The organism is Spirosoma lituiforme, from assembly GCF_054776635.1.
This window is the reverse complement of the sequence record NZ_BAAHBO010000001.1, coordinates 1,943,243-1,955,872: the sequence shown is the minus strand read 5'-3', so window position 1 is coordinate 1,955,872 and position 12,630 is coordinate 1,943,243. Positions and strand designations below refer to the sequence as shown.

General features: G+C 51.8%; 9 protein-coding genes. 5 read left to right on the top strand and 4 right to left on the bottom strand.

Features of this window, described 5'->3' with window-relative positions:
• Positions 1-245 precede the first annotated feature (245 nt).
• Together ACYU87_RS08310 and ACYU87_RS08305 are read left to right on the top strand one after the other, a co-directional pair.
• A complete protein-coding gene (locus ACYU87_RS08310; protein WP_461133562.1) occupies positions 246-1,088 on the top strand; it encodes an SMP-30/gluconolactonase/LRE family protein in 843 nt (280 codons plus the stop codon).
• A 155-nt stretch (positions 1,089-1,243) separates the two neighbouring features.
• Positions 1,244-2,179: a YihY/virulence factor BrkB family protein gene (locus ACYU87_RS08305; RefSeq protein WP_461133561.1), complete on the top strand. Its 936-nt coding sequence runs from the start codon at positions 1,244-1,246 to the stop codon at positions 2,177-2,179.
• Between the two features lie 104 nt (positions 2,180-2,283).
• On the opposite strand, the gene ACYU87_RS08300 is transcribed toward ACYU87_RS08305, so the two are convergent.
• Positions 2,284-2,772: a low affinity iron permease family protein gene (locus tag ACYU87_RS08300; RefSeq protein WP_461133560.1), complete on the bottom strand. Its 489-nt coding sequence runs from the start codon at positions 2,770-2,772 to the stop codon at positions 2,284-2,286.
• 296 nt (positions 2,773-3,068) lie between these two features.
• Here ACYU87_RS08300 and ACYU87_RS08295 point away from each other — a divergent pair, with 296 nt between their 5' ends.
• Complete coding sequence (locus tag ACYU87_RS08295; protein WP_461133559.1) at positions 3,069-5,486, top strand: PAS domain-containing sensor histidine kinase; 2,418 nt, start codon at positions 3,069-3,071, stop codon at positions 5,484-5,486.
• Between the two features lie 282 nt (positions 5,487-5,768).
• Positions 5,769-7,310, top strand: coding sequence for a YifB family Mg chelatase-like AAA ATPase (locus ACYU87_RS08290; protein ID WP_461133558.1), 1,542 nt, complete (start codon positions 5,769-5,771; stop codon positions 7,308-7,310).
• Between the two features lie 223 nt (positions 7,311-7,533).
• Here the strand turns inward: ACYU87_RS08290 and ACYU87_RS08285 are convergent, their stop codons facing one another.
• Entirely contained in the window at positions 7,534-8,385 is an 852-nt protein-coding gene (locus ACYU87_RS08285; protein WP_461133640.1) for a sugar phosphate isomerase/epimerase family protein, read from the bottom strand.
• A gap of 326 nt (positions 8,386-8,711) precedes the next feature.
• Between ACYU87_RS08285 and ACYU87_RS08280 the strand changes: the two genes are divergently transcribed.
• On the top strand, positions 8,712-9,137 hold the full coding sequence (locus ACYU87_RS08280) for a response regulator (protein ID WP_461133557.1): 426 nt from the start codon (positions 8,712-8,714) through the stop codon (positions 9,135-9,137).
• Between the two features lie 27 nt (positions 9,138-9,164).
• Here ACYU87_RS08280 and ACYU87_RS08275 read toward each other — a convergent pair whose 3' ends face one another.
• Together ACYU87_RS08275 and ACYU87_RS08270 are read right to left on the bottom strand one after the other, a co-directional pair.
• Positions 9,165-10,700: an FG-GAP repeat domain-containing protein gene (locus tag ACYU87_RS08275; protein ID WP_461133556.1), complete on the bottom strand. Its 1,536-nt coding sequence runs from the start codon at positions 10,698-10,700 to the stop codon at positions 9,165-9,167.
• Between the two features lie 109 nt (positions 10,701-10,809).
• Positions 10,810-12,615, bottom strand: a complete 1,806-nt coding sequence (locus tag ACYU87_RS08270) for a RagB/SusD family nutrient uptake outer membrane protein (protein WP_461133555.1) — start codon at positions 12,613-12,615, stop codon at positions 10,810-10,812.
• Between the last annotated feature and the right edge of the window lie 15 nt (positions 12,616-12,630).

Sequence of the window (12,630 nt, the reverse complement as noted above, 5' to 3'; positions counted from 1 at the left end):
GAAAGTGAGTAGTTGTGTATAGAGGGATTAAAATTACCCTTTTCGGCTAAATATGTCGCCGACGCAGCGAAAAAAGGAAAAGTAGATGCGCTAAATAAAGCCGTCAGCAGGGTTAGTTTTCGCTGTAGGTTGGCTTACTGTACAAACAACTGTCCAGTCTATTTATGAACAATTACAAAAGGATGGGATTAATATGGGCAATTTCTCTGGCGGTATCCCAGAGTCTATTCAGTCAATCGACCACTATGCCACAGACCGTATCTAAACCAATTATTGCCCCAAACGCCACGCTCCAAAAAATAGCGAGCCAGTTCAAGTTTACCGAAGGCCCGGCCGTCGATAAAACCGGGGCTGTCTATTTTACCGATCAACCAAACGACAAGATATGGAAGTATGATACCGATGGCAAACTGTCGCTTTTTCTGGACAAAACTGGCCGCTCCAACGGCATGTACTTCGATAGCAAGGGCAACCTGATTACCTGCGCCGACGAAAAAAATGAGTTGTGGTCCATCAGTCCGGATAAAAAAGTTACCGTTCTGTTAGCCGATTTCGAAGGCCGTCGGCATAACGGACCTAATGATTTGTGGATTGATTCGAAAGACGGGATTTATTTTACAGACCCCTACTACCAGCGGGATTACTGGGAGCGGAAAAAGCCGGAGATCGAGGGTGAAAAAGTGTATTATCTACCGAAAGGGCAGCAGAAAGCCATTGTGGTTGACGATGATCTAAAACAGCCGAATGGGATTATCGGTACCCCCGATGGCAAGTACTTGTACGTGGCTGATATCCGGGACAACAAGACGTATCGATACGACATACAGGCCGATGGGTTGCTGACAAACCGCCAGCTTTACGTTAGCCAGGGCTCCGATGGGATGACGCTTGACGATCGCGGAAATCTTTACCTGACGGGCAAAGGCGTAACCGTGTACGGTCCTGATCGGATGAAGCTACAGACGATTCCGGTTCCGGCTGGCTGGACCGGTAATATTTGTTTTGCCGGTAAAGACCGTTCTGTCCTGTTCATTACGGCATCCGAATCGATATACACTCTTCAGATGCAGGTAAAAGGGGCCCAGTAAAGAGTTTCTGGATGTTTAATGAAGAAGGGCCTCCGCGTTGCCGGGGCCTTTTTTTGTGTACGACCAAAGCCGCCTATCATGTTGTATAAACAGACATAGCCAGAACCCAACCGCCCAACATGGGGTTACGTAAAAGTCGCCAGATGACTACCTGATTGAAAAAAGTAATTCCGGTTTTTCGGCTGCTCAGGCAAGCCTTTATCAGCTTGCAGGCCAACGATCCGATTCGTATGGCGGGGGCAACGGCATTCTTTTCCTTTTTTGCGTTGCCACCCATCATCATCATTCTCAGCAGCGTACTAAGCCAGCTTTTTAACGATCGCTACCAGCGGGTAAGCGGCCAACTGTTTGATGAGCTGGCCGATTTATTCGGTCCCAAAAGCGCCAATCAGCTGGAAGATATTTCGCATCGCCTTCAATTCCCAAAGCCAAGTCTGCTGTTAACCGCCATCAGTTTCGTGTTGTTATTTACGGCGTCTACAACCTTATTTGCCATCCTTAAAAACTCGCTCAATCAACTCTGGAACGTTAAGCAAAAAGCAGGGCGGGGCATCCTGAACGTGCTGACCGACAAGCTGATTGCACTGGCCATTATTCTGGGTTCCGGTTTGCTGTTTAGCACGTTTCTGACGGTGGAGCAACTTATGGGTCAACTGGGGGGAGCGCTGGCGTTGTCGTCGCTGGCTTATTACAAAGGCATGGTCGGAATGGCTCATCTGGTGGCGTCGGTTCTGATTCGTACGGTCTGGTTTGCCCTTTTGTTCAAGTTTCTGCCTGATGTTAAAATTGCCTGGCGGGCCGTTTGGCTGGGGGCTTTTTTTACGAGTTGCCTGTTTAAGCTGGGCGAAGGTGTCCTGAATTACCTGCTTATTGACAGTCAGGTGGGATCGCTTTATGGCACCGCGGGAGCGATCATCCTCCTGCTATTATTCGTTTTTTACGCATCCCTTATGTTTTACTACGGAGCTGCCTTTACCCGTCAGTTCAGCGAGTGGACCAACTTGTCCGTGGAGCCCAGCAGTCACGCCGTGGCCTACACCATCACCGAAATAGACACAGATAAGCCAACTGACCAGGTACGTGATCAGTAGGTAGTGCGCCTGCAACGTTTGGGAAGAATACCCATAAACTTTACCGATTGAGCAGTTCAGCCGATTAAAAGTGGTTGAAAGGAAAAGCCCATGAGCGCGTTAGGCTATACCGTATGGTTAAATCCAGTCTCTTCCTCCAGTTTCTCCGCAGCATCCTTAATCGCTTCTTCTATTGAATGAGATTTGCGAAGGTCGGAGGCTTTCTGGGTTATCTCGGCCAGGGTCTGGTAGTGTTGCTGCAACACACATAATTCTTCTTCGGTCAAATCTTCTACCGATACCAGCCGGTTGCTGGCCCCTTTGGTGGCCGCTATCAGCTCGTTCAGCTTTAACTGAACCGACATCGACTCCTTGTTCTGGGCTTTTTGAATCAGAAAGACCATCAGGAAAGTAATAATCGTTGTACCGGTGTTGATCACCAACTGCCAGGTTTCTGAATAGCCAAAAATAGGGCCTGTTATGGCCCAGATAATAACGGTGGCCAGGGCCAGAAGAAATGCGGCCGAACTACCCGTCGCTTTTGTTACGGTGGTTGAAAAACGTTCAAAAATCCCTTTGGCGGGCTTGTGAGGTAAAGGCTGCTGGGTCTCCATATCCGGGTAGAAAATAGGGCGAAGTCGACTATTGTCTCTATTTAACAGAATAGTGGTACGTGGTAGTGGTACCTGTGGCCCGGTTTAATGAATTTTTAATCGGTAGCTTAGTAAAACACGGCTGTCATCGTAAATATGAAAAACAGCGGTCTGGTAATACCCGGCAGAGGTAACGGGGACTATCCGGGAATACTGGCTGTGGCCTGACAAACAGTTGATTCCTTAATCTGTAGGCAGAATAAACCATTACATCTTTTTTTTCCTGTACTTTGGATTGCCATTAGTTACTAAACGGGATGACGGGCAATAAAAAAAGCGCTGACGAGGAGGTACTCGCCCTCCGGGAAGAACTTCAACGGGTTAAGCAACAGACGGCTTCTGCGCTGGAAGCCGTCGGAATCGGTTTGTGGGTTTTATACCCTGACCATCGCCGGATCGACTGGGATGAGCAGTGCCAGAAAATTTACCGATGGCCACAGGCGACGGTTTCGATAGATGAACTGTTTCGGCAAATGTACCCGCCGGATGTCGCTCAGTTGGTGGCGCTATTAGCCGATCCACTCAGCCGGAAAACGCAGAAGCCGACAGTCGTTGATTACCGCATCACTAGTCCGGTAGATGGGGTTACACGATGGATACGAATAACGGGTCGGGTAGCCGTGCAGCCGTCAGGAACGATCGAGTGCTTTTCGGGCACGGCTCAGGACATTACCGACGAAAAACGGAAAGAAGCAACGTTGCAAACAGTTGAACAGCGGTTTCAGACAGCTTTTCTGAATGCCGCCGTTGGCGTCGTTATCCTGGATACGAACAGTAACATCCAGCTCATCAATAAAACGTTCGCTGACCTGGTCGGGTATTCGCAACATGAATTACTGGATCAGCATTTTGCCACCATCAGCCATCCCGACGATGTGGAGGAGAACACAGCGTTGGTTCAGCAGCTTTTGCGGGGTGAATCGAACTCGTACATATTTAACAAACGCTATCTGCGTAAAGACGGTGGCATCGTATGGGGGCAGGTTAGTTCGGCCCTGATTCGGGACCAGGAGGGCAAACCCGACAGTTTTATCACGATTGTACAAGATATTACGGCAGAACTTCAGGCCCAGACGGAGCAGAAGAAACTGGTTGCCCTGCTGAAGGCCAGCGAAGAACGACTTCGGGACGCCATTAACCTGTCGGAGTTAGGAACATTTGATATAAACGTTGACGACGGTACGATCCTGCTTTCCGGGCGTGCCAAAGGTTGGCTTGGCTTCAAACCGGATGATACGCCTTCGCTTAATCAGGTGCTTGATACAATCCGGGATCGTGAACGTATTGAAACGGTTCTTCAGCAAACAGCAGCCAGCGGACTGGGGGCGGTAATAGACGTTGAATATTGGATAGGGAACCAGCAAACGGGTCAGGAACGGCTGTACCATGCCCAGGGGCGCGTGGTCCGAAATAGCCTGGACGATGCGTCGCTGTTGATACGTGGAATCGCGAAAGACATAACCGCCCAGCGTCAGTACGCGCAGGAATTGGAACAGCAGGTGCAGGGCCGTACGTACGCCCTGCAACGGGCCAACTCGATGGTTAAAACCCAGGCCGATCAGCTCCGGTTTGTGACAGACAGCTCCCTGACGGCTATTGCCCTGTATTCCATCATTCGCGATGAAACGACGGGGGAGGTTGTTGATCTGCGGTATGAACTGATCAACCAGATGGCCCAGCGCATGACAGGCCGCCAGGCCGCTGATTTGCTGGGCCATACCATGCTGGAAGTATTTCCGGGTATGCGGCAGAACAGCATCTGGCTGCGCTACCTTGAGCTGGCTAAAACGGGTGTTCCGCTCCGCTACCATAACCATTATACCCAGGACGGGTACGACATCTGGTACCAGGTGCAGGGGGTGCGCCAGGGTGAATTGATGGTTTTGTCTTTTCTCGATATTACCGAACTCAAACAGACCCAGTTCAAGCTCGAAGCGCTCAACAAGGACCTACTAGAGGCCAATAACAACCTCGAGCAGTTCGCCTTTGTGGCCTCGCATGACCTGCAGGAACCGTTGCGAAAAATTCAATCATTCGGTACATTGTTGCTGGAGCAGTACGCGGAACAACTGGGTGACGGTACGGACCTGATTCAGCGGATGCAGGTGGCTGCCGAACGAATGTCCGTGCTGATTAAAGATCTGCTCACCCTGTCGCGCATTACCACGCAGCATCATTCGGCTGTTGATATTCCCTTGTCTCGGGTGGTTGGCCGGGTTATTGAAGATCTGGATTTTATTATTGAGGAGGCCAACGCCAGTATTCATACTGACCCATTGCCCGCCGTAAAAGGGGATGAGTCTCAGTTGCGGCAGCTCTTCCAGAACCTGCTTTCCAACGCTATCAAATTTCGTAAGCCAGCGGTAACCCTGCAGATTCGAATTAGCGCCCGGCTCGTTGCCGAAGCTGATTTGCCGACCAGCATCAAACCGACCCGCCAAGCGGCTCAGTATCACCAAATCAGTGTAGAAGACAACGGCATCGGCTTCGATGAAATGTATCTGGATCGTATCTTTCAGGTATTCCAGCGACTGCACACCCGGAGCCAGTACATGGGTACCGGCATTGGTCTGGCCATCGTTCACAAAGTAGCAGCCAATCATGGCGGGGCTATTACGGCTACCAGCAAACCTAGTCAGGGCTCTACCTTCTCCGTTTATCTGCCCGTTAGTTAGTGGCGAACCGTTCTCACGCGTTGGCGTGTTCTACTAAGACAGCGTATCCGGCAACTGGTGTAATTTTTGCGGTAATGTCAGTTCTTTACCTGTGGAGTCGGTTTCATAAAACCTTGTGCGGCTGGCTGACCAATTCGGGTTTAAGAAACTGACTCCACGGTAACACACTACAGCGCCACGAAACAGGACGACCGCAGAAAAAACCAAATCCGCTTTTTCTATGGTCCGGTAGAAGCGTACTGTTAAAATCTATCGACCACAATCGTTTACTTAATTCTTTTTATGTTAGCCAAAACGTTCGGCGCAGCCGTGTACGGCGTAAATGCCAGTCTGATTACCATTGAAGTCGTTGTTGCGCAGGGATTGCATTTTCATCTGGTAGGCTTGCCCGATAGTGCCGTTAAAGAAAGTGAACAGCGGGTAGAAGCCTCGCTGAAATTTTTTGGCTACCGAATGCCCCGCCAGAAAGTAGTTGTCAACCTGGCTCCCGCCGATATCCGGAAGGAGGGGTCGGCCTATGACCTGCCTATTGGGCTTTGCGTGCTGCAGGCTTCTGAACAGATCACAACGACCCGCAATCTGGAGGACTATGTCATTATGGGTGAGCTGTCTCTCGATGGCACATTGCGACCCATCAAGGGCGTATTACCCATAGCTATTGAAGCCCGAAAACGCGGTTATAAGGGCTTTGTGCTGCCCATCGAAAATGCCCAGGAAGCCTCGATCGTTAACCAGCTGGACGTAATTGGGGTAGCGACTATTCAGGACGCTATCGAGTTTTTCGAAGGAAAAAAAGACATTGTGCCGCTGGAAACCGATACCCGCGATCTGTTCATGAGCCAGATCAACGCGTACGATGCTGATTTTTCGCACGTGCAGGGCCAGGAAAACATAAAACGGGCTATGGAAATAGCGGCTGCTGGGGGGCATAACGTGATTATGATTGGCCCGCCGGGCGCGGGAAAAACGATGCTGGCGAAACGCCTGCCCAGTATCTTGCCCCCGCTTACGTTGCAGGAAGCACTTGAAACGACAAAAATCCATTCTGTAGCGGGTAAGCTTGGTACCCGGGCCACCCTCCTGGCAACGCGGCCATACCGCTCCCCGCACCACACGATTTCGGATGCCGCTCTGGTAGGTGGGGGCAGCTTTCCGCAGCCGGGCGAAATCTCCCTTGCACATAATGGAGTGCTGTTTCTGGACGAACTGCCGGAATTTAAACGGTCGGCGCTGGAGGTAATGCGTCAGCCACTCGAAGACCGCAAGGTGAGCATTTCCCGGGCCAAATGGGCGGTCGAGTTTCCCGCCAGTTTTATGCTCATTGCCAGCATGAACCCCTGTCCGTGCGGTTATTACAACCACCCCGAAAAAGAATGCGTCTGCGGACCGGGCGTTGTGCAGCGGTATCTGGCTAAAATCAGCGGGCCACTGCTCGACCGAATCGACCTGCACGTTGAGGTAACTCCTGTTTCCTTCGACCAGATGACCGCCAATCGTCCCGCTGAAACCAGCGAAGCCATTCGCGAACGGGTGATTCGGGCCCGCGAGATTCAGACAACCCGCTTCGCTAACCAGCCGGGTGTTTACTCCAACGCCATGATGCCCTCACAACTGGTCAAGGAAATCTGTCTGATCAGCGATCCCGGCCGGGCTTTGCTCAAAACGGCTATGGAGCGCCTGGGTTTATCGGCCCGCGCCTACGACCGTATTTTGAAAGTATCCCGCACTATTGCCGATTTAGCGGCCAGCGACGATATCCGCATCGAACACCTGGCCGAAGCCATCCAGTACCGGAGTTTAGACCGGGAGAACTGGGCAGGATAGGGTTGTTTGGGGAATGGTTTCTGTTATCCCGACGAAGATCCCCGCTCCGGCGACCCGGGCCTTCGTTGGGATGACAAAAAGGGCGATTTTGATCACGACAGTGAAATCTCAAACAACCTCTCAGAGGGCTAGTAGGTAAAGATGCCAGCCCTCAACAGCCTTGCAAAATAGAAGTTCCCACAAGTCGGCGTCTCAGTTTCACTAAGCAAACCTGGGTGCGAACCTAGCGCGCATACTTGGTCTGCATCAGTTTAATAAATGTCAGGCCGTTCTCGGCAATAGCCCAGGGGTCGTTGTACTCCCGCCATACGTTGATCGAATTGGCGAAATCAACGTCGTTTCGGGTGAAGGCTTCAATCGTCATCCAGCCGTTGTAGTTCAGTTCTGCCAGCGTCCGGAAGGTATCATCCCAGGGAATATGCCCATCGCCGGGAGTACCCCGGTCGTTTTCGCTGATGTGCACATGAGCCAGTACGGGCGCAATTGTGCGAATGGCTTCCGGAAAACGTTTCTCCTCCATATTAGCGTGATGGGTGTCGAACATGGCCCGCACATTCGAGTGGTCAGCCCGGTTCACCAGATCCAGCAGCTGACTCATGGTGTTGCAGAGGTAGCATTCAAAGCGATTCAAGGCTTCCGGGGCCAGAATGATGTTGGCTTGTCGGGCGTAGTCGCCGGCGGCATGAAGCACTTCGGCACTGTAGGCGTATTCGTCGGGCTGGGGCTCGCGTCGGCTAAAGGTGGCAAAGGCGGAGTGCATGGGGCCGCAAATAACAGTAGCCCCCATAGCCTGAGCCCGGTCGATGGCTTCTTTCAGAAAAATCACGGCCTGCTCCCGAACTCTGGCTGATTCGCTGACCGGATTCTGGTCGGGACCCACGACCATAACGCAGGTGCGCTGCAAGCCCAGTTGCGTCAGGTGATCGCCAAACCGACGGTAGGCAGCAACGTCCTGGTTGTCGATAAAGCATTCAATACCGTCGTACCCGATCTGTTTCAGTCGTTCGGTTATTGGATTTAGTTGCTCCGACATAACGGCTGACCAGGCCAGTACATTAAAGCCAATGGGAGACATTGTGCTTGGTTGGGAGGCTGTGGCTGCTTCTGGCATACAAGGGCAGGATTAAAGCGAATACAGGTATAGGAGAACTTAGTAAAGCGTCGAAGAGCGGATTTTTCCTGATGGGTAGCTAAAATAATTGTACCTTGTTGAGGGTAATGGTTGGTCGGCGCACCCAGGTGAAGAGGTACACCGTTAGGTCTTCATTTCTTGTCTTAATGACTATTTACCAGTTTATTGTAAGCCGCGAGAAGATAAAAAACGGAAACAACTAGGTTTTTCATTCGCTATTTTCCTGGTAGTCATACATTTAGTTTCGAACCGCATTTATACTACAACGCATGTCATTGACGGGGCCTATTATTTCTATCGAGGATGATGAAGACGATCAGTACCTGATCGGTGAAGTCATTCGGCAGCTTAACCTTCCCAATCCACTTCGCTTCTTTTCCAATGGGCAAACCGCTCTGCACTACTTGAGGACCACTACCGATGAACCGTTTCTGATTTTGTGCGATATCAATATGCCTATCATGAATGGCCTGGAGCTACGGAAAGAAATCAATGAGAATGAGTATTTACGAATGAAATCGATTCCCTTCGTTTACCTGACAACAGCCGCCAACCGCCAACTGGTCAGGGAAGCGTACGATTGCCTGGTTCAGGGATTTTACAAAAAGGCTATTGATTACTCGGGACTCAATCGACAACTCCGGCTTATTATTGAATACTGGCAAAGCTGCCTGCACCCGAACAGCCATCTTTAAAGTCCGGTAAGAAGGCGACAACCGGCATTACTTCCGTCGGTTCTCCAGTACAATAAAGGGCAGGAAGCCATTCCAGGCAGGGGTGAAACCAACCTCATTCAGGAAGCCCATCGAATAGTTTCCCAGTACAATGTCAACGTCGCCATCGCGGTCCCAGTCGTTGGCATCCATGCAAATCCAGCGCCCGTACTGACTCACCGGTACCGCGTGAGGAATGAACGATTGACGTTTTGCCTGCTCAAAATAGATAAACGTTTCGGCAGGGTTGTTCTTCAGATCCCCAAAGAACGCAATGGTGGCTATGTCCAGATCCCCATCCAGATCGAAGTCGGCGGCAATGGCTTTGGTGCAGCCGTTGATCGGGTAAAAATAGCTTTGTTTATACTGGTCGTTCCCCTGATTGGTGAAGATATAAACGCCATGAAACGGTTTCAGGATGCGCGAATAATCGCTGTTATCCCCGCAGGTATAGAGAATATCCAGACGCCCGTCTTTGTTGATGTCGATCAGTTGAAAGCTGGTTGAGCCGTAAACGGGCGGAAAGCGTAGTAAATTTTTCTCAGAAAAGCCGCCTTTCTGGTCGTTTGTGAACAGCCAGATGCCTTCGTCAGCGTGGGCAAACAAGGCCATAAAGTCAAGCCACCCATCGTGGTTGAAATCACCGGATATCACCTGCGATGCTCCGGCAACCTCTCTGATTATCGCTTTTTCGAACGTGTGATCGGGGCGTTGTTTTAGCCAGTAGAGGGCTCCTCGCTCATGCCCGAATCCGCAAACAAGCCAGTCGGTTAGGCCATCGTTCGTAAAGTCACCGGGGACAGCCTGCACCGGGCGCGGCAGTTGACTGGCCAAACTAGTGGCAGGCGATGCAGACGTTTTTTTTAGGCTAATGTCCAGAATTTCGCCCGAGGGTCGATCAACTGCCAGCAGGGTACCAATGCACGTAAGTTGTGCCCGTGGCGAACCGGTCGCATCGACGCTGAAACTGGCCTGAACCGCCGGAGAAGGCAGCGTTCGAATCAGCGTTGGTGTTAAGGATGAATTCCACTGATAAAGCCCTGCGTCAGACTCATGGCTGGTATAAAGTTGATGATGAACCGAATCGAAAGCAACCAGGGTCGTTGTGGCCAGTTTGCTGGTTACCTCGGCGGGCTTTTTTAACCTGAAAACAGACCAGTCGGCTACTGGTTTAATGGGGGTGACTGCCTTTTTGGGTTTTACCGGAGCCAATGTTTCGTAGTAATCAACCAGCTTCAGCCAGTCTGCCTGAGAAATAGTGGCTGTTGACGGGTAATAGTAATGCGTTTTCTGCCAGACCTCCAGCCCCAACTTAAGTGCCATTGCCGGTAAAACGCGCTTGCTCCAGGTTTCTTTGTCCAGTGCATCGGGCGCAACGGGTAAGTGGCAACGGCCGCAGTAGTTCCGGGCCAGTCGTTCGCCTTCGGAGGCCGCTGGCAGGTTGGCCGTCGATGAGTCGTTGCCTGACTGACAACTGGTCATGGCCAGACACAGGCCAGCCAATACCACGAGGCAACTGGAATGAAGAATAGACGAATGGCGCATAAGGGGAAGCATTTACGGAAACGGAACGCGTCAGTTGGTAGTGGTTTCGGACAAGAAAAAGGGCAGTGCGATGACTGCCCTTTTCTATACCTATCAAACGCTCGATCCATTAATTATACCCCGGATTCTGCGTCAGCGTTGATTTGCCACCCGATGTACTCAGGTCAATCTGCCGTTGTGGAATGGGGTAGTAATCATTCTTCCCGGTCACGAAGCGGCCGCCCCGAATATCCGTCGTGATGGTACTTTCGTAGCTGAAATATTTATTCAGCTCGGTTTCGGCAACACCCCAGCGGACCAGATCGAAGAAGCGGTGCCCTTCAGTGGCCAATTCCAGCTTGCGTTCAAAATAGATTGCATTCAGCGCACCGGTTTTGCCCAGACCCGCAAAGGCACCCGCCGGATACACCGCAATTTTGTAGTTGGCCGCGGGTGTTGTCGAATAGCCCGACAGCGGTGCGGCTTCGTTTGTATACCTATACACAAAATTGACCGGATTGGCGGCCCGTGCCCGTACTTGGTTAACGTAGGTTTGTGCCTGTTCGAAGTTACCCAAATTGGCTTCCGTTTCGGCTGCCATCAGCAACACGTCGGCGTACCGAATCAGATTGAGGTTAATGGCCGTGCCCGGTGCCCACGAATGGTTATCGGCGTACTGATCCTGCGTGGCCTGCATGTAAATGTTTTTCTTGGGCGAATAAGGACCGGCATACGTCTGGCCAGGGCTCCGGATCCAGTCGGCGCCGGGGTGGTTGCCCCAATCCAGGTACGGAATGCCCCGACGGCCAATGGTCCAGTCGATGCGTGGGTCCAGTGTACCGGCGTCCGGCGTAAAAGGCTGCGTTGACGCAACACCCTGATCGTTCTTGACCGGATGACTGTTGTAGTCGGTCAGGTAGGGTAGCCCCGTCGCATCGGTGCGGTACGAGTTAGCCAGATCCTGCGAAGGCTGGAAGAAGCCGCAGCACCGGAAAGGACTGTTGCCATAGGGGAAGTTCAGCATATCGCCCTGGTTGGCGCTGGCAATCGTACCCGTACCATCATTGGCTACCATCTGGATCTGGAACACAGATTCCGCGTTGTTTTCCGTAGCCGCATCGAAGTTGTCGTGGTACTTAGTCACCAGGGCATACTTCAGGCCATTGCTCGTAACCCCCTGACTGATCACCTGATCGAAGAGTGGTTTTGCCTCGGCATATTTGTGCTCGTACAAATACGCTTTGGCCAGATACGCTGTAGCGGCCCACTTGTTGACCCGGCCCGCATCGGACTGGGTAGCTGGCAGGTTATCGGCCGCGTATTTGAAATCAGCCTCAATCTTTGGCCAGATATCCGTTGTATTTGCCTGAGCATTCGCGGTCGATGTTTCAATCGTTTCGTCGATCCAGGGTACTCGGTTGAACATCCGCTTCAGCTCAAAATAATAGTGTCCGCGCAGGAAACGGGCCTGAGCAGCCAGCAGGGTCCGGTCGGCATCCGAAATAGTCGTTGCCTGAGCCAACAGACGCAGCGTCGAGTTGGCCCGGTTTACACCTTCGTACACGGTTCGCCATTTGCCGTTGAAATACCCATTGCTGGCATCGGTTGTAAATTTGGCGATGGCATCAATGGCGGGTTGGTCACTGCCGTCGCTGCCTTTATGCGCTTCACCACCGGCAATGCTACCGTATACCCAGTTGCTGGGCGATGCCTGCCAGGCATCAGAGCCACTCAAATTCAGGGCGGATCCATTGTTGTACTGGCCATCCAGGGCCGCGTAGGCACCCGTCAGCAAAGCATCCACGCCCGCCCGGGTGGCTAATACCTGATCGCTCAGGGCACCCTGAGCGGGTATCTCCAGGCTGTTTTGGCAACTGTTACCCGTTAATCCAGCAGCCGTAACTGCCATGATCGTTATATAGTGTGCTACTTTCATTTGTGTTGAGATAAT

What these genes read in the sequence shown, in the direction of transcription:
- ACYU87_RS08310 (WP_461133562.1), top strand. Translation starts at nt 246, where the DNA reads ATGCCACAGACCGTATCTAAACCAATTATTGCCCCAAACGCCACGCTC.
- ACYU87_RS08300 (WP_461133560.1), bottom strand. Translation starts at nt 2,772, where the DNA reads ATGGAGACCCAGCAGCCTTTACCTCACAAGCCCGCCAAAGGGATTTTT.
- ACYU87_RS08295 (WP_461133559.1), top strand. Translation starts at nt 3,069, where the DNA reads ATGACGGGCAATAAAAAAAGCGCTGACGAGGAGGTACTCGCCCTCCGG.
- ACYU87_RS08290 (WP_461133558.1), top strand. Translation starts at nt 5,769, where the DNA reads ATGTTAGCCAAAACGTTCGGCGCAGCCGTGTACGGCGTAAATGCCAGT.
- ACYU87_RS08285 (WP_461133640.1), bottom strand. Translation starts at nt 8,385, where the DNA reads ATGTCTCCCATTGGCTTTAATGTACTGGCCTGGTCAGCCGTTATGTCG.
- ACYU87_RS08280 (WP_461133557.1), top strand. Translation starts at nt 8,712, where the DNA reads ATGTCATTGACGGGGCCTATTATTTCTATCGAGGATGATGAAGACGAT.
- ACYU87_RS08275 (WP_461133556.1), bottom strand. Translation starts at nt 10,700, where the DNA reads ATGCGCCATTCGTCTATTCTTCATTCCAGTTGCCTCGTGGTATTGGCT.
- ACYU87_RS08270 (WP_461133555.1), bottom strand. Translation starts at nt 12,615, where the DNA reads ATGAAAGTAGCACACTATATAACGATCATGGCAGTTACGGCTGCTGGA.